Origin of the sequence: Paracidovorax wautersii (assembly GCF_900113035.1) — a bacterium.
Classification (GTDB): Bacteria; Pseudomonadota; Gammaproteobacteria; order Burkholderiales; family Burkholderiaceae_C; genus Paracidovorax; species Paracidovorax wautersii.
Genome location: NZ_FONX01000003.1, coordinates 156,385 through 171,756, shown reverse-complemented (window position 1 = coordinate 171,756; position 15,372 = coordinate 156,385). Strand labels below are relative to the sequence as shown.

Genomic DNA, 15,372 nt, shown 5'->3' with positions numbered 1-15,372 from the left:
CTCCGTGGTCGATGGACTGTGGGTGCGGATGGCGCAGCCGCTGATCAGCGGTGCAGCCAGTCCTTCAATTCGTCGGCATGTTCTTCTTCGTCCGCCAGGATGCCTTCCAGCATGCGGCGGGTGGTCGGGTCCTTGTCGCCGATGAGCGAGATCATCTGGCGGTAGGCCTCGACGGCGATGCGTTCGGCCACCAGGTTGGCGCGGACCATGGCCTTCAGGTCGGACGATTCGTCGTACTGGGCATGGCTGCGTTCCAGCAGGCGGTCGGGCGCGAAGTCGGGTTCGCCACCCAGCTGCACGATGCGCTGGGCGATCAGGTCGGCGTGGGCCGATTCCTCGTTGGCGTGGACCAGGAATTCCGCCGCGATCGCGGGAGATTCCAGGCCGTCGGCCGTGAAATAGTGGCGCTTGTAGCGCAGCACGCACACCAGCTCGGTCGCCAGCGCATCGTTCAGCAGCTTGACGATGGCGTCGCGGTGCGGGCCGTAGGCCGGCGTCACGGCGCCTTCGTCCAGGTCCGCCGTGGCGGCCTGGTGCAGGGCCGCTTCGTCCAGCACCAGTTGGCTATCGGCATCGTTGTGAGCCGGGCTCTTCATCGTCGTCGTGTTTTTCATGGGGCGCTCGTTGGAATCGTGGGGGAAGCGTGGCGGTGGCCTGGCCGGCTCGCCGCTCAGTAGTCGCCGCGGCGGCGGCTGTCGCCCCGGGTCAGGAACAGCAGCGTGGCGAAGGCGGCGCCGGCAGCGGCGGCGATCAGCATGGACTTGCCGGGCTGGTCGCTCACGTAGCGTGTCGTGGCATCGGCGGCTTGGTTGAACTGGCGGCGGGCGCGTTCGCTGGCGTCGGCGCAGTAGGTGATGCTGCGGTTGGCCAGTTCCTGGGCGCGGGCGGCCAGATCGTCGATGGTGGGGTTCACGGCGCTCTTGAGGCCTTCCACGCCAGCTTCGGCCTTGTCCAGCGACGTGTTCGCTGCGCGGCGGGTGGCCTGCACGGCGTCCTTGGCCGAGTCCAGCACGTCTTCGGCGACGGAGTGTGCGGTGTCAGCGGCTTTTTGGGTGGCGGATTGCAAAGTCATGGGGAAACCTTTCAGTGGAAGATGTTCGGGAGCCGTGCGGTGAGCACTGAGCCAGCCGCCTCAGCGGCGCTTCATCAGGCCCATCACGAAGGTCACGATGGCCATGGCAACGAACACGAAGAAGAGGATCTTGGCGATGCCGACGGCACCTGCGGCGATGCCGCCGAAGCCAAAGAGTGCGGCCACCAGGGCGATGACCAGAAAAACGACTGCGTAGTGCAACATAAGCATCTCCTGAAGACCGGATGCCGGGGGCGCCGGTGATTGAACTAAGAGCACCGAAGGGCTCGGGTGCATGTGTCCAATGTATTCAGGAGGCCGCGCACTAGATGCCGGTGTCCTGCGCGCAGGGATGTAGGACTGCACCCCCGCCCTGGTGGGGTGTGGCACCGTTCACAGGGCCCCGGCCGTGCCCATGCGCTTGCGGCCCGCCCCTGGGCCGGAAGTGGAGTCAGGCGTAGGGCAGGACGGCGGAAACCAGCGTGCCCTCGCCGGGCTGAGAGGTGATCGTCAGCCGCCCGCCGGCCGCTTCCACGCGGTGGCGCATGCCCATCAGACCGTGCGAGCTGGCATTGATGGCGGTGGCGTCGAACCCGGTGCCGTCGTCGCGGATCTGCACCGAGACATGCGTGGGGTAGTTGTGCACGGCGACCAGCGCCTTGCTCGCACCCGCGTACTTGCCGATGTTGGTCAGCGATTCCTGCACCATGCGATAGACGGTCAGCTGCACCTGATCGGGCAGATCGACCGTTTCGAGGTTCACGTCCACCACGATGCCGCTGCGCTCGGCGAACTCCCGGGTCAGGATTTCCAGCGACGTGGTCAGGCCCAGGTTGAAGAGCGACGAGGGGCGCAGGTCTTCGATGATGCGGCGCTTGAGGGCGATGCCGCTGTTGAGCGTCTCGGTGAGGTGGCGCAGCCGTTCGGCGATCTCGGGCACCTGCACGTCCACCCGCGACTTCAGCCGCGCCACGTCCAGCTTGGCGGCGGTGAGCAGCGCGCCCAGCTCGTCGTGCAGCTCGCGCGCCAGGTGGCCGCGCTCGTCCTCGCGCACCTGCTGCAAATGGTTGGCCAGCTCGGTCAGCGACGCGGTGCGCTCGCGCACGAGCTGTTCGAGCCGGTCCCGTTCGCGCGCCAGGATCTCCTGCTCGCGCTGGTTCACGGATTGCAGCGTGATCGCCTGGTGCAGGTACATGTAGAACGCCAGCAGGCCGATGGCCGCGAAGGTGGCGATGCCGATGCGCGAGAGCAGCAGCGAATGCAGGATGGCCTGGGTGCTGTGCTCCGTCTGCGCCGTGCTGTGCTCGATGAGCCGGGCCGCCACGGTGCGGATGGCGTCCATGTTCTCCTTGCCGACATCGGTGGAGAGGACGAACTTCCAGGCGTCGTTGTTGTTCTGGCGCCGCAGCAGCAGGCTCAGCTCCATCTCCGACATCTTGCGGGCGATCTGCCGCGACATCAGTGCCAGATCGCTCAGCTCTTCAGGCGAGTTGACGAAGATGTTGCGCAGCTCGTCCAGGTTGCCGCTGATGGTGGTGACGGCCTTCTGGTAGGGCTCCAGGTAGCGGTCGTCACCCGTGAGCAGGTAGCCGCGCAGGCCGGTTTCCGCATCCAGCATGTTCTGCATCAGGCGATCGAGCGCGGCGCGGGTGGCATGGGTGCGCGAGAGCGCGCTCACGGCGTCGCGCGAGCGTGAATAGCCGACCTCGTTGATGCCCACCAGCACAGACACCGCCAGCAATGCCAGGGGCAGGCTGATGGCCATCTTGCGGAAATTGGGCCAGCGCATATATAGGTTTCTCCGGACGGCAGGCAGGTGTTTTCTGGATAATGTCAAATACAGTCAGCTTGTCGCTCGTCGGATCTTGCAACGCAGATATGCTTTGGGTTCGACGGCTACCAGCGGCCGAACGATACCGCGTAAAGAGCGACCTTCAGAAAGAAAGCTTAATGATCAAGATCGGGATTGTTGATGACCATGCGATTGTCCGCTCAGGGCTGCGGCAATTTCTGTCCGAGCATGTGGACCTTCGGGTTGTCGGCGAAGCGTCCAATGGCCGTGAAGCCATCGACCTCGTGCGTGCCGAAGAAATCGATGTGCTGCTGATGGACCTGTCCATGCCCGGCCAGAGCGGCCTGGATGCCCTGGCCATGTTGCGTGCCAAGGCGCCCGACATGGGCATTCTGATCCTCAGCGGCTACCCCGAGGAGCACTACGCCATCAACCTGATCCGTCAGGGTGCGAGCGGCTACCTCAACAAGGAATGCGACCCCAAGGAGATCGTCGAAGCCATTCGCACGATCTCGCTGGGCCGGCGCTACCTCACGCCCGCCGTGGCTGATCTGCTGGCGCAGCAGCTCAACCGCAAGGACGATGCCCCGCCGCACGAGCAGCTGTCCGAGCGCGAGTTCCAGGTGTTCCTGAAGCTCGCCAAGGGCGAAACGGCTGGCGACATCGCCAAGTCGCTGTCGCTGAGCGTGAAGACGGTCAGCACCTACCGCACGCGGCTCATGGAAAAAATGGCCCTGTCGTCCAACAGCGACCTGACCTATTACGCCCTGAAGAACAAGCTCATCGATTGATCTTTTCCGATCGGCTATCGGCCTGCTCCAGGGCAGGTCGATAGCCTGGGTTTTTCAGCGTTCGGGTCAGAAACGCAAAAAATAAAGCCGGTATTTCTACCGGCTTTATTTTTTCCAATTCGATAAATGCCGCTTTTCACGGCAATGCAAGAAAATGTATCCGGGCCTCAGCCCGCCATCATGCTCGCATTGCCTGCGCTGGAACTGTGCTGAATGCAGTAATCCACCAGTGCATCGATTTCATTGGATTTGTCGAAAACCGCATCGACACCGAGTTGCGCGCAGCGCATGCGCACATCGGGCGTTGCGTAATTGCTCAGAACGACCATTTTCTGGCCGGCAGTGCGATTCCTGCAGGCGGCCAGCACGCCCAGGCCGCTGCCCTGGCGAAGAAACAGATCGACGATGGCCAGATCCCACTGGGCGGGGTGCGATGTGAGCCAGTCCTTGCCGTCGTCTTCGGTCTCGGCGATGCCGACGGCCTCCACCTGGGCCAGCTCCTCCAGCGTACCAATCAAATTCTCGCGAATCGTGGCGTTGTCTTCGACGATGTAAGTACGCAGTTTCACTGGGGATTCCTGTCCAGGTCGCTAAGGTGATATGACCAAGACTTGAATGTAAGCTCAGGACACAATTCATTTTGCCAGCAGCGGCAAGCTTAGGAGGTAGGAACAATCCTACCTACGCCTCAGGCGCTAGGCCGGCGCGTTGCAGGCGGCATCCGGCCCGCACACGGGGCAGCCCGGGTCGCGCGCCGTGCGCATGCGCGTCCATTCCATGGACCGGCCGTCCAGCATCAGCAGGCTGCCGGCCAGCGTGGTGCCGGTGCCGGCCAGGAGCTTGATCGCCTCGGCCGCCTGCACGCTGCCCACGATGCCGACCATGGGCGCGAGGACGCCCATCGTGGAGCATTGCACTTCCTCGAACTGGGCATGCGGGGAGAAGAGGCAGGCGTAGCAGGGCGTGTCGGCGCGGCGTGGATCGATCACGGTCACCTGCCCATCCAGGCGGATGGCGGCGCCCGCCACCAGGGGCTTGCGGTGCGCGACGCAGGCGGCATTGACGGCCTGGCGCGTCGCATAGTTGTCGCTGCAGTCCAGCACCACGTCGGCCTCCTGCACCAGGGCGGCGAGCCGCTGCGCATCGACCCGCTCGCGCAGGGCCCGTACGCGCACGTCGGGGTTGATGGCGTGCAGCGCGATGGCGGCGGACTCCACCTTCGCCATGCCGATCCGGTCGGTGGTGTGGGCGATCTGGCGCTGCAGATTGGTCAGGTCCACGGTGTCGTCATCCACCAGCGTCAGCGTGCCAACGCCGGCCGATGCCAGGAACAGGGCGGCCGGCGAGCCCAGGCCGCCGGCACCGATGATCAGCGCATGCGAGGCCAGCAGCCGCTCCTGGCCTTCGATGCCGATCTCGTCGAGCATGATGTGGCGCGAATAGCGCAGAAGCTGGTCGTCGGTCATGGCGGCGGGTGTGTGTTGAGCGAATGTTGCGGCGCAGAAAAGAAGAAAGGCCGGTCGCCTCGAAAGGCCCGGCCTTGGGCGGTCAGCGAGCGGGCCCCTGGGGGCCTCCGCTGCCTGCTCAGTTGTCCTTCTTCTCTTCCTTGCGCTCGGTCTGCGTCTTGCTGGCCAGCACGGTCTTGCCCTTGAGCTGGTTCAGCGCCTGCTGCAGCTGGAAGTCGGTGGCCGAGCCGAATTCGGGGATCTTGGGCTCGGTGATGTGCTTCTTGGCGTCTTCTTCGAGGCGCTTGCGGGCTTCTTCACGGGCCTGCTCGCGCGCCACGTCCTTGACCTCTGCGCCCTGGCCGCTGGCCAGATGCTTTTCGAGGTCGGCTTCACGCATGCGCAGCGCGGCGAAGAGGTCGCCCTCGGCCGTTTCGTCCACCATCACGTCGGGCACGATGCCCTTGGCCTGGATGGATTTGCCGCTGGGGGTGTAGTAGCGGGCCGTGGTCAGCTTGATGCCGGTGTCGGGGCCGAGCGGACGCACGGTCTGCACGGAGCCCTTGCCGAAGGTCTGGCTGCCCATGACGACGGCGCGATGGTTGTCCTGCAGGGCGCCGGCCACGATCTCGCTGGCCGATGCCGAGCCTTCGTTGACCAGCACCACCAAAGGCACGGTCTTGAGGGCCGCAGGCAGGCGCTTGAGCGGGTCGCCGCTGCCGCGACGCTGGTAGTACTCGGGAGCAGCCTTGAAGACGGCCTTGCTTTCGGGCAGCTGGCCGTTGGTCGAAACCACGGTCACGTTCTCGGGCAGGAAGGCGGAAGACACGGCCACGGCGGCGTCGAGCAGGCCGCCCGGGTCGTTGCGCAGGTCGAGCACCAGGCCCTTGAGGTTGGGGTCCTGCTTGTAGATCTCGTCGATCTTGCGCACGAAGTCATCGACCGTGCGTTCCTGGAACTGCGACAGGCGCACCCAGGCGTAGCCGGGCTCGATGACCTTGCCCTTGACGGACTGGGTCTTGATCTCTTCGCGCGTGATGGTCACGGGGAAGCTGCGGCTTTCGTCCTTGCGCAGGATGGTCAGCGTGACCTGTGTGTTGGGCTCGCCGCGCATCTTCTTGACGGCATCGCTCAGGGCCATGCCCTTGACGGCCGTGTCGTCGATCTTGGTGATCAGGTCGTTGGTCTTGATGCCGGCGCGGAAGGCAGGGGAGCCCTCGATGGGCGAGACGACCTTGATGAGGCCGTCTTCCTGCGTGATCTCGATGCCCACGCCGACGAAGCGGCCCGAGGTGCCTTCGCGGAATTCCTTGAAGGACTTCTTGTCGAAATACTGCGAATGCGGGTCGAGGCTGGACACCATGCCGGAGATGGCGTCGGTGATGAGCTTCTTGTCATCGACCGGATCGACGTAGTCCGTCTTGATGAGGCCGAATACGGCGGACAGCTGCTGGATCTCTTCCAGCGGCAACGGCGTCATGGCGCCGCGCGCCACGGTTTGCAGCGACACCGTGGTGAGTGCGCCTGCAACGACGCCCACCGCAATCCAGCCCGTAATCTTCAATTTATGGCCCATACAACACCTTTACCGCTTCAATATACACACCTTGGAAGGCCCGCGCTCCGCGCAGTTCCCTGCGGGGCGCGCGGGGCCTGTGCCCGGGCGCAGCTTTACCCAGGCTTTACCCGCTCAATGGCTCACGCCTTGCCTTGCGATGCCACGGCCGCGGCGGCCTTGGCGGCCGCTTCGGCGTCGCCCAGGTAGTAGTGGCGCTGCGGGCGCAGATCGTCGTCCAGCTCATAGACCAGCGGAATGCCGTTGGGAATGTTCAGGCCGACGATGTCGTCGTCCGAAATGTTGTCCAGGTACTTGACCAGCGCGCGGATCGAGTTGCCGTGCGCGGCCACGACCACGCGGCGGCCCGAGCGGATGGCCGGTGCCATGGTCTCGTTCCAGAAGGGCATCACGCGGGCGACCGTGTCCTTGAGGCATTCGGTGAGCGGGATCTGCTCGGGCGCGAGGCCTGCATAGCGGATGTCGCCGCGTTCGCTGCGCGGGTCGGTAGCTTCGAGCGCCGGCGGCGGCGTGTCGTAGCTGCGGCGCCAGACGAGCACCTGCGCATCGCCGTACTGCTTGGCCATGTCGCCCTTGTTCAGGCCCTGCAGCGCGCCGTAGTGGCGCTCGTTCAGGCGCCAGCTGTGCTGCACGGGCAGCCAGGTGCGGTCCATCTCGTCGAGCGCGTGCCACAGCGTGCGCGTGGCGCGCTTGAGCATGCTGGTGTAGGCCTGGTCGAATTCATAGCCCTCGGCCTTGAGCAGGCGGCCTGCGTTCTTGGCCTGCTCGATGCCGGTGGGGGTCAGGTCCACATCGGTCCAGCCGGTGAAACGGTTTTCCAGATTCCAGGTGGATTCTCCGTGGCGTATCAGGACGAGCTTGTGCATGTTTCCCTCAAGGAGTCGGGTTCAAAACCTGGCATTCTAGAATTGCCGGCTTTGCATCCCCTGAGGACCGACGTGAATTTCATCATCGACAACTGGTATCTGTTCTTCATCGCGCTGGCTTCGGGCGGCATGCTGCTGGCGCCGCTGGTGCGCGAGGCCACGGGCGGAACGCTCACCCCGGCCAACGCGGTGCTGCTCATCAACCGCGAAAAAGGGGTCGTGATCGACGTGAGCGAGCCCGAGGAATTCGCGGCCGGCCATGTGGTCGGCGCCAAGAACGTGCCCCTGGCCCAGCTGGAGGAGCGCCTGCCGCTGGTGGTCAAGAACAAGGCCCTGCCGGTGGTGCTGGTGTGCGCCAAGGGCGCGCGGGCGCAGCGCGCCGTGGGCGTGGCCCAGAAGCTGGGCTACGACAAGGCCCAGGCCCTGGCCGGTGGCATGAAGGCCTGGCGCGATGCCTCGATGCCGGTTGAAAAAGCCTGAGCCGTCGCCAGCTGCCCCTGACACGCCCGCTTTTTGCCGTTTTCCCCGCATTCCAGAAAGGTCGCCATGCAAGCCGTGAAGATGTACACCACCGCCGTCTGCCCCTATTGCATTCGCGCCAAGCAGATCCTGAAGTCCAAGGGCGTCGAGCAGATCGAGGAGATCCGCGTGGACATGGACCCCGCCGCGCGCGCCCACATGATGGAGATCACCGGCCGCCGCACGGTGCCGCAGATCTTCATCGGCGACACGCATGTGGGCGGCCATGACGACCTCGTCGCGCTCGACGGGCGCGGCGGCCTGATGCCTCTGCTGAACCCCGCTTGAGCGCCCGTGGGCAGGCTCCCGGGGCTGCATAATGCGGCCCGATGGCCCGCTGTGGGAGTCCCTTCCGCAGCGGGCTTTGTCGTGTCGGACCGGCCCGGGCCGGTACCCGGCACGGTGCGATGCATTCATTGATTGATTCACTCACCGATTGTTTGAAAGAACCCCGAACATCATGGCCAACGAAGAAGCAACCCCCGTGTTCCAGATCCAGCGCGTCTATCTGAAGGACGCCTCCCTGGAGCAGCCGAACTCCCCCGCCATCCTGCTGGAACAGCAGCAGCCCAGCGTGGACATCCAGCTCGGCGTGGAAGCCACCCCCGTGGCCGAAGGCATCTTCGAAGTGGCCGTCACGGCCACCGTGCAGACCAAGATCCAGGACAAGACGGTGTTCCTGGTCGAAGCCAAGCAGGCCGGCATCTTCGAGATCCGCAACCTGCCCGAAGACCAGATGGGCCCGATCATGGGCATCGCCTGCCCGCAGATCGTCTATCCCTACCTGCGCGGCAACGTGGCCGACCTGATCACCCGCGCCGGCTTCCCGCCCGTGCACCTGGCCGAAATCAACTTCCAGGCCATGTACGAGCAGCAGCAGGCCCAGGCCGCTGGCGAGCCGTCTTCCATCCTCACGCAGTGAGATGCGGCTGGCGCTGCAGCCTGAACGGCCTGCAGCGCTTGCCCCACAAGCGCTGACAGCTATGAAAATAGTAGTGCTTGGCGCAGGCGCCTGGGGTACGGCGATGGCGCTCTGCGCCGCCTCGCACCCGGCCGGGCATGCCGTGACGCTCTGGGCGCGCGATGCGTCCCAGGCCGAGGCCATGGCGGCCTCGCGGCAGAACGCCCGCTACCTGCCGGGCATCGATTTCTCTCCTTCCCTGCAAGTGGTGTCCGGCGACGTGCTGGACGCCGCGCACGCGGCCGACCTGGTGATCGTCGCCACGCCCATGGCGGCGCTGCGCGGCACGCTGGCGCGGCTGCAGTCGCTCGCCGTTCCGGTCGCCTGGCTCTGCAAGGGCTTCGAGGCGCCGGCCGACGGCCTGCCCGGCGCTGCCGGGCTGATGGGCCACGAGGTCTGCGCGCAGACGGCCCCCGGCCTGCGCACCGGCGTGCTCAGCGGCCCGAGCTTCGCGCAGGAAGTCGCCCGCGCCCAGCCCACCGCGCTGGTGGCCGCGAGTGCCCATGCCGACGTGCGCGAGCTGCTGGTGCAGGCCTTCCACTGCCCGAGCCTGCGCGTGTATGCCAACGACGATGTCGTGGGCGTGGAGGTGGGCGGGGCGGTGAAGAACGTGCTCGCCATCGCCACCGGCCTGTGCGATGGGCTGCAGCTAGGGCTGAACGCCCGCGCCGCGCTCGTCACCCGCGGGCTGGCCGAGATGACGCGGCTGGGCCTGGCCCTGGGCGCGCGCACCGACACCTTCATGGGCCTGTCGGGCCTGGGCGATCTGGTGCTGACGGCCACGGGCGACCTTTCGCGCAACCGCCGCGTGGGCCTGCTGCTGGCCGAAGGCCGCACGCTGGCGGAGGCGATCGCCTCGCTGGGCCATGTGGCCGAAGGCGTCTATACGGCCCGCACCGTGGCGCTGCGGGCGGCGGCGCTGGGCGTGGACATGCCCATCACCCGCGCCGTCGTCGATCTGCTGGACGCAAAAATGCGGCCTGCCGAAGCGGTGGCCGCATTGATGGGGCGGGATCCCGCCGCGGAATTGCTGCTGCGCTGAGCCAGGCGGCCTGCGCGGCGGTGTTCTCAGAGCACGCCGAAGAGCATCAGCACGAGCACGAGGGAGAGGGGAACGCCGAGAAGCCAGAGGATGATGGGCATGAGTCACTCCTGAACGAAGAGGTTGTTGAAGGGATGACTCAAAGGTATCTGGCACCCACCCCGCCCACTGTGCGACGCCCGGCGCATGTCCTGTAGTCCGCAGCGCCGGTGGCCGTAGGCCCCGGGCCGGCGGCTGGCCCCCTGCTTTTCAGAATTCCAGGTTGTCGATCAGCCGCGTGCCGCCCAGGCGCGCCGCGGCCAGGGCCACCAGCGGGCCGCTGCGTGCGGCGCCGTCCTGCGGCGGGTGCAGGTCGTGGCGCTGGCGCACCGTGAGGTAGTCGGGCGCCCAGCCGGCGGCCTCCAGGGCCTGCAGGGCCTGGGCTTCCAGCGTGGCGAGCGGCGCGCCCGCGTCGCCGCGCACCGCGTCGGCCAGGGCGCGCAGCGCCTGCGACAGTTGCACGGCGCGCTGGCGCTCGTCGGCGCTCAGGTAGCCGTTGCGCGAACTCAGCGCCAGGCCGTCGGCGGCGCGGGCCGTGTCGCCCGCCACCACCTCGATGGGCAGGGCGAACTGCTGCACCATGCGGCGCACCACCATCAGCTGCTGGTAGTCCTTCTTGCCGAACACGGCCGTGCCGCCGCCCGCGCCGCTGGCGAAGAAGACGGCCGAGAAGAGCTTCATCACCACCGTGCAGACACCCGTGAAGAAGCCGGGCCGGAACTGCCCTTCCAGCAGATCGGCCAGGGCCGGGTCGGGCTGCACCTTGAAGGTCTGCGGCTCGGGGTAGAGATCGGCCTCGCGCGGGGCGAAGAGCACGTCGCAGCCGGCGGCGGTGAGCTGGGCGCAGTCGCTCTCCCAGGTGCGGGGATAGCTGTCGAAGTCTTCGTGCGGCAGGAACTGCAGCCGGTTCACGAAGATGCTGGCGACGGCCACGTCGCCCAGCGGCTTGGCCTGCCGCACCAGCGCGATGTGGCCGTCATGCAGGTTGCCCATGGTGGGCACGAAGGCGGGGCGGCCGCGCCCGGCCAGGGCGGCGCGCAGGTCGGCGATGGTGTGGGTGACGATCATGGGCATGGCGGAATGAAGGAGGGCAGGGGCTTAGAACGTGTTTACGATCTCGCAGGGGATCGCGTTGGAGCGCAATCGGGATGAGTGGATGCCTCGGATGCGCCGCATGGGCTCTCAGCCCATGCAAGCAGCCGGGGCGTCAAAACGCGTTGCCATGGCCCGATTTCGCTCCAACCCGAAGGGCAGCTACGTCGGCGGGCGGTCTGCGGCGTTGCGGCGCTTGTGGATAGCGGGGCTATCCACTGCGCACCGCGCCTTGCATCCCATCCCGCCGACGTAGCTGCGCGACCCCTGGGAGATCGTAAACACGTTCTTACCAGGCGTGCAGGGCGTCGTCGGGAAAGCGCCCCTCTTTGACGGCCTGCACATAGGCTTCGATGGCGCCGCGCACGCTGCCGGCCTTGGCCATGAAGTCGTGCGCGAACTTGGGGTTCTTGCCCAGGTTCACGCCCAGCATGTCGTGCAGCACCAGGACCTGGCCGGCCGTGCCGCTGCCCGCGCCGATGCCGATGGTGTGGCAGCGCGGCAGGGCGTCGGTCACCTCGCGGGCCAGGGCGGCGGGCACCATCTCCAGCACCAGCATGGCGGCGCCGGCGTCCTGCAGTTCGCCGGCGTGGCTGCGCAGCGTGCGCGCGGCCTCGTCGCTGCGGCCCTGCACGCGGTAGCCGCCCAGGGCGTGCACGGTCTGCGGCGTGAGGCCCAGGTGCGCGCAGACGGGCACGCCGCGCTCGACCAGGAAGCGCACGGTGGGCGCCGTCCAGCCGCCGCCTTCGAGCTTGACCATGTGCGCGCCTGCCTGCATCAGCGCGCAGGCGCTGCGCATGGCTTGCTCGGGGCCTTCGGCGTAGCTGCCGTAGGGCAGGTCGGCGATCAGCCAGGCCGTGCCCTGCACCCGGTGCAGGCCGCGTGCCACGCTGGCCGTGTGGTAGGCCATGGTGTCCAGCGACACGCCCACCGTGCTGGGCAGGCCCTGGCAGACCATGCCCAGCGAATCGCCCACCAGCAGGCATTCCACGCCGGCCGCATCGGCCACGGCGGCGAAGGTGGCGTCGTAGGCCGTGAGCATGGTGATCCTCTCGCCCGCCTCGCGCATCTGCGCCAGGCGCGGCAGGCTCACGGGGCGGCGCTGCGGCAGCGGCGATGCGGGGGGCAGGGTGCCGTAGGGCGTGGCGGCGGGGGCGGGTGTCGGCGATGGCGTGGTCATGCGGGCAATCCTCGTGGCGCGAATGAGCCGCGAGTCTATGCGAGCGCAGCGGGGCGCCCGCTGGGGGAGCGCCCGCGGGCTCTCAGGCTTGTGCGGCCAGGGCCGTGCCGGGCTCGCCGGCCCGGTGCAGGCGGTGCTTGCCGGCCTGCTTGCCGCGGTACATGGCCCGGTCGGCCTGGGCGATGAGGTCTCCGGCCTGGATGCCGTCCAGCGGCGCCAGCGCATAGCCGATGGAGAGACCCACATGCAGCCCGTGCCGGCGCAGCGCGAACGGCGCGCGGAAGGCCTGCAGCGTGGCGCTGCCCAGCGCCTGCGCCTGCTCGGGCCGCTGCAGGCCGGAGGCCAGCACGATGAATTCGTCGCCCCCCAGGCGGGCGACCTGGCGGGATGGCCCCGCCACATCGCGCAGCCGCTGGGCGACGGCCACCAGCAGCTCGTCGCCCACGTCGTGGCCATAGCGGTCGTTCACGGGCTTGAAGCCGTCCAGGTCCAGCAGATAGACGGCCACCAGCCGGTCCGGCGCGCATTGCGCCAGCGCGGCCTGCAGTTCCAGCTGCATGCTGCGCCGGTTGAGCAGGCCGGTGAGGGCGTCGGTATGGGCCAGCGAGCGCATGGTGTCGCGCTCGACCAGCGCGGCGTGCGCGGCCAGCCGCAGGGCCGCGGACCTGAGCCCGAGCACGCGCAGGAAGATCAGCATGTCCAGCGTGGCGCCGATCTGGAACGAATGCAGCGTCCAGAAATTGACGGGCAGCAGGCCCTGGGCCACGCCGGCGAAGATGCCGGCCGACAGGCCATAGACCGCCCACCCCACCAGCAGCACGCCGCCGAGCGGATCGCCCTGCCGCATGCGGCGAAAGGCCCTCGGCATGCTGGCCGCCGAGGGCACCAGGCCGAAGACGCTCATGATGGCGGTGGCCGTCTGCACGCTGAGCAGCTCCAGCACATGGGCCACGGCCGCCACCGCCATCAGCGCCGCGCCCGCCCGCATGCCGCGCGCGTACCGGCTCCGCGGCGCATCGGAGGCCAGGGCGTGGCTGAGGAACAGGAACGAGCCGACCAGCGCGACGAAGCCGGAGAGGATGGCGAAATGGCGCTCCGGCCAGATCTGGCCCGGCCACAGGAATTGCGCCCCGACGCCGAAGAACTGCAGCGAAAACCCCGCGCTGCCCAGCGCCAGCAGGGCGTAGTAGGCGAACAGCTTTTCGCGCTGCCCTCGCCATTGCACCAGGCTGTAGAGGATCAGGCACAGGGCCAGGCCGTTGAGCAGGCCCTGCAGCAGCTGCTCGCGCTGGCTCGCGCGCGAGCGCTCCGGCAGCTCGCTGACAGACAGGGGCAGGATCATCGGGCCGGGCGTGTGCACGCGGATCAGCAGGTCGTAGCGCTGGCCGCCGGCCAGGTCCAGCTGCATTTCGGGGGTGCGGCTGGCCAGGGATTGCCGGGTCGCCGGGCGCAGATAGCCCCGGGCGGCATGCTGCAGGACCTGGCCGTCGCGCACGAGGTAGAAGTCCACCTCCTGCATCGCCCCGTAGCCCAGCGCCGCCACCCACGGGTCCTGGGGCGGCGGGTCCACGGCGAGGGGCAGGCGCAGCCACACGGTTTCCTTGCGCAGGCCCAGCGTGCCGTCGGGGGCGGCCGGCGGCGCGAAATCGCCGCGGTGGTTCCATACGTCCTGCACCGTCATGGCATGCGTGGCATCGGCCAGCAGGGTCACCGCCGGCCAGACGTTCTGCACGCCCGCGCCGGGCTGCAGCCGCAGCGCTGCGGGGTCCGCCTGCGCAGGGCTGCAAAGGGCGGCCAGCCACCACGCAGCCAGCAGCCACCAGGCCGTTGCCCGGTGCCGGGCGATGCCGTGCAGGCCGTTCATGCGCGACCTGGGCGCAGGCGGTCCGCCGCAGCGGGTGGGCGGGGCAGGGCGGGCCTTGGCGTGGAGGGCGGAGCAGGGGGGCGGTTCGTCACGGCGCGCCAGTGTAGGAGATCACGCAGCCACCGGCGCCTCCTGGGCTTCCCTGAGATCGTGAACACGTTCTTGGCCGCCTGGGTTGCCGGTATGCTCGCGGCCCATGACGAATCTGTTTCAGCCTGCATCCGGCATGCCCGGCGATGCGGAGGATCTGCACGACGTGGTGCGCGCCGACGTGGCCCGCGCCCTGGAGGAAGACGTGGGCGCGGGCGACCTGACCGCCGCGCTGATCGACCCGGCCCGGCGCGTGCGCGCCCGCGTGCTGGCCCGCGAAGAGGCCGTGATCTGCGGCGCGCCCTGGGCGGAGGCCGCGCTGCGGGCGCTGGACCCGGGCGTGCGGCTGACCTGGCACGTGGCGGAAGGCGAGCGCTGCACGGCCGACCAGGTGGTGCTGGAGATCGAAGGCCAGGCGCGCGCGCTGCTGAGCGCCGAGCGCACGGCGCTCAACTTCCTGCAGCTGCTCTCGGCCGTGGCGACCAAGACGCGCCGCTACGTCGATGCCGTGGTCGGCACGCGCGCGCACATCGTCGATACGCGCAAGACCCTGCCCGGCCTGCGGCTGGCGCAGAAATACGCCGTGCGCGTGGGCGGCGGCACCAACCACCGCATCGGCCTGCACGACGCCGTGCTCATCAAGGAAAACCACATCGCCGCGGCCGGCGGCGTGACCGCCGTGCTGCGGGCCGCCCAGGCCGCCGCCGCGCAGGCGCGATTCATCGAGATCGAATGCGAGACGCTGGAGCAGCTGGACGAAGCTCTCGCCGCCGGCGCCCGCATGGTGCTGCTGGACAACATGCCGCTGGCCATGCTGCACGAGGCCGTGCGCCTCAATGCCGCCCACCAGGCCGGCCCGGCCATCCTGGAAATCTCCGGCGGCGTGACGCTGGAGGGCCTGCGCGCGCTGGCCGAGACGGGCGTGGACCGCATCTCCATCGGCACCCTGACCAAGGACGTGAAGGCCACCGATTTCTCCATGCGGATGCAGGATATCGCCTGAACCCGCCGAACTGCGGCGCACTTTCCGTCTCTACCACGAG

At 68.0% G+C, this 15,372-nt stretch carries 17 protein-coding genes; 6 read left to right on the top strand and 11 right to left on the bottom strand.

The window, feature by feature from the left end:
* Window positions 1–44: 44 nt before the first annotated feature.
* The 4 genes from BM070_RS05760 to BM070_RS05745 form a co-directional block, all read right to left on the bottom strand.
* The gene (locus BM070_RS05760; protein WP_245785116.1) at window positions 45–614 is read right to left on the bottom strand and encodes a ferritin-like domain-containing protein; all 570 of its coding nucleotides are present in this window, start codon (window positions 612–614) and stop codon (window positions 45–47) included.
* Between the two features lie 56 nt (window positions 615–670).
* The gene (locus BM070_RS05755; RefSeq protein ID WP_092938450.1) at window positions 671–1,072 is read right to left on the bottom strand and encodes a hypothetical protein; all 402 of its coding nucleotides are present in this window, start codon (window positions 1,070–1,072) and stop codon (window positions 671–673) included.
* Between the two features lie 60 nt (window positions 1,073–1,132).
* Window positions 1,133–1,297, bottom strand: a complete 165-nt coding sequence (locus BM070_RS05750; protein WP_092938448.1) for a DUF1328 domain-containing protein — start codon at window positions 1,295–1,297, stop codon at window positions 1,133–1,135.
* A gap of 226 nt (window positions 1,298–1,523) precedes the next feature.
* Window positions 1,524–2,861 carry a sensor histidine kinase gene (locus BM070_RS05745; RefSeq protein ID WP_092938446.1) on the bottom strand — a complete coding sequence of 446 codons (1,338 nt, stop codon included), beginning with the start codon at window positions 2,859–2,861 and terminating at the stop codon, window positions 1,524–1,526.
* A gap of 161 nt (window positions 2,862–3,022) precedes the next feature.
* Here BM070_RS05745 and BM070_RS05740 point away from each other — a divergent pair, with 161 nt between their 5' ends.
* Window positions 3,023–3,655 carry a response regulator gene (locus tag BM070_RS05740; RefSeq protein ID WP_056662412.1) on the top strand — a complete coding sequence of 211 codons (633 nt, stop codon included), beginning with the start codon at window positions 3,023–3,025 and terminating at the stop codon, window positions 3,653–3,655.
* A gap of 167 nt (window positions 3,656–3,822) precedes the next feature.
* On the opposite strand, the gene BM070_RS05735 is transcribed toward BM070_RS05740, so the two are convergent.
* The 4 genes from BM070_RS05735 to gpmA form a co-directional block, all read right to left on the bottom strand.
* Entirely contained in the window at window positions 3,823–4,224 is a 402-nt protein-coding gene (locus BM070_RS05735; RefSeq protein WP_092938444.1) for a response regulator, read from the bottom strand.
* 126 nt (window positions 4,225–4,350) lie between these two features.
* On the bottom strand, window positions 4,351–5,121 hold the full coding sequence (locus BM070_RS05730; protein ID WP_092938442.1) for a HesA/MoeB/ThiF family protein: 771 nt from the start codon (window positions 5,119–5,121) through the stop codon (window positions 4,351–4,353).
* 118 nt (window positions 5,122–5,239) lie between these two features.
* Window positions 5,240–6,676 (bottom strand): S41 family peptidase, encoded by a 1,437-nt coding sequence (locus tag BM070_RS05725; RefSeq protein WP_092938440.1) that lies wholly within the window; start codon window positions 6,674–6,676, stop codon window positions 5,240–5,242.
* Window positions 6,677–6,798: 122 nt separating this feature from the next.
* Window positions 6,799–7,542, bottom strand: a complete 744-nt coding sequence (gene gpmA, locus BM070_RS05720) for a 2,3-diphosphoglycerate-dependent phosphoglycerate mutase (protein ID WP_092938438.1) — start codon at window positions 7,540–7,542, stop codon at window positions 6,799–6,801.
* A 72-nt stretch (window positions 7,543–7,614) separates the two neighbouring features.
* Between gpmA and BM070_RS05715 the strand changes: the two genes are divergently transcribed.
* From BM070_RS05715 to BM070_RS05700, 4 genes are all read left to right on the top strand, one after another.
* Window positions 7,615–8,022 (top strand): rhodanese-like domain-containing protein, encoded by a 408-nt coding sequence (locus tag BM070_RS05715; RefSeq protein ID WP_092938436.1) that lies wholly within the window; start codon window positions 7,615–7,617, stop codon window positions 8,020–8,022.
* Between the two features lie 66 nt (window positions 8,023–8,088).
* Window positions 8,089–8,349 (top strand): glutaredoxin 3, encoded by a 261-nt coding sequence (gene grxC / locus BM070_RS05710; protein WP_092938434.1) that lies wholly within the window; start codon window positions 8,089–8,091, stop codon window positions 8,347–8,349.
* Between the two features lie 172 nt (window positions 8,350–8,521).
* Entirely contained in the window at window positions 8,522–8,983 is a 462-nt protein-coding gene (gene secB, locus BM070_RS05705) for a protein-export chaperone SecB (RefSeq protein ID WP_092938432.1), read from the top strand.
* A gap of 61 nt (window positions 8,984–9,044) precedes the next feature.
* Window positions 9,045–10,064, top strand: coding sequence for an NAD(P)H-dependent glycerol-3-phosphate dehydrogenase (locus tag BM070_RS05700; RefSeq protein ID WP_092938430.1), 1,020 nt, complete (start codon window positions 9,045–9,047; stop codon window positions 10,062–10,064).
* Between the two features lie 249 nt (window positions 10,065–10,313).
* Here the strand turns inward: BM070_RS05700 and panC are convergent, their stop codons facing one another.
* The 3 genes from panC to BM070_RS05685 form a co-directional block, all read right to left on the bottom strand.
* On the bottom strand, window positions 10,314–11,171 hold the full coding sequence (gene panC / locus BM070_RS05695; protein ID WP_092938907.1) for a pantoate--beta-alanine ligase: 858 nt from the start codon (window positions 11,169–11,171) through the stop codon (window positions 10,314–10,316).
* A 313-nt stretch (window positions 11,172–11,484) separates the two neighbouring features.
* Window positions 11,485–12,375: a 3-methyl-2-oxobutanoate hydroxymethyltransferase gene (panB, locus tag BM070_RS05690; protein ID WP_092938428.1), complete on the bottom strand. Its 891-nt coding sequence runs from the start codon at window positions 12,373–12,375 to the stop codon at window positions 11,485–11,487.
* A gap of 82 nt (window positions 12,376–12,457) precedes the next feature.
* Complete coding sequence (locus BM070_RS05685; RefSeq protein WP_092938426.1) at window positions 12,458–14,239, bottom strand: diguanylate cyclase; 1,782 nt, start codon at window positions 14,237–14,239, stop codon at window positions 12,458–12,460.
* Window positions 14,240–14,435: 196 nt separating this feature from the next.
* Between BM070_RS05685 and nadC the strand changes: the two genes are divergently transcribed.
* Window positions 14,436–15,332 carry a carboxylating nicotinate-nucleotide diphosphorylase gene (gene nadC, locus BM070_RS05680; protein WP_092938425.1) on the top strand — a complete coding sequence of 299 codons (897 nt, stop codon included), beginning with the start codon at window positions 14,436–14,438 and terminating at the stop codon, window positions 15,330–15,332.
* The last annotated feature ends 40 nt before the right edge of the window (window positions 15,333–15,372 follow it).

Coding starts and splice junctions, on each gene's coding strand:
- BM070_RS05760 (WP_245785116.1), bottom strand. CDS start 614: ATGAAAAACACGACGACGATGAAGAGCCCGGCTCACAACGATGCCGAT.
- BM070_RS05755 (WP_092938450.1), bottom strand. CDS start 1,072: ATGACTTTGCAATCCGCCACCCAAAAAGCCGCTGACACCGCACACTCC.
- BM070_RS05750 (WP_092938448.1), bottom strand. CDS start 1,297: ATGTTGCACTACGCAGTCGTTTTTCTGGTCATCGCCCTGGTGGCCGCA.
- BM070_RS05745 (WP_092938446.1), bottom strand. CDS start 2,861: ATGCGCTGGCCCAATTTCCGCAAGATGGCCATCAGCCTGCCCCTGGCA.
- BM070_RS05740 (WP_056662412.1), top strand. CDS start 3,023: ATGATCAAGATCGGGATTGTTGATGACCATGCGATTGTCCGCTCAGGG.
- BM070_RS05730 (WP_092938442.1), bottom strand. CDS start 5,121: ATGACCGACGACCAGCTTCTGCGCTATTCGCGCCACATCATGCTCGAC.
- BM070_RS05725 (WP_092938440.1), bottom strand. CDS start 6,676: ATGGGCCATAAATTGAAGATTACGGGCTGGATTGCGGTGGGCGTCGTT.
- gpmA (WP_092938438.1), bottom strand. CDS start 7,542: ATGCACAAGCTCGTCCTGATACGCCACGGAGAATCCACCTGGAATCTG.
- grxC (WP_092938434.1), top strand. CDS start 8,089: ATGCAAGCCGTGAAGATGTACACCACCGCCGTCTGCCCCTATTGCATT.
- secB (WP_092938432.1), top strand. CDS start 8,522: ATGGCCAACGAAGAAGCAACCCCCGTGTTCCAGATCCAGCGCGTCTAT.
- BM070_RS05700 (WP_092938430.1), top strand. CDS start 9,045: ATGAAAATAGTAGTGCTTGGCGCAGGCGCCTGGGGTACGGCGATGGCG.
- panC (WP_092938907.1), bottom strand. CDS start 11,171: ATGATCGTCACCCACACCATCGCCGACCTGCGCGCCGCCCTGGCCGGG.
- panB (WP_092938428.1), bottom strand. CDS start 12,375: ATGACCACGCCATCGCCGACACCCGCCCCCGCCGCCACGCCCTACGGC.
- BM070_RS05685 (WP_092938426.1), bottom strand. CDS start 14,239: ATGAACGGCCTGCACGGCATCGCCCGGCACCGGGCAACGGCCTGGTGG.
- nadC (WP_092938425.1), top strand. CDS start 14,436: ATGACGAATCTGTTTCAGCCTGCATCCGGCATGCCCGGCGATGCGGAG.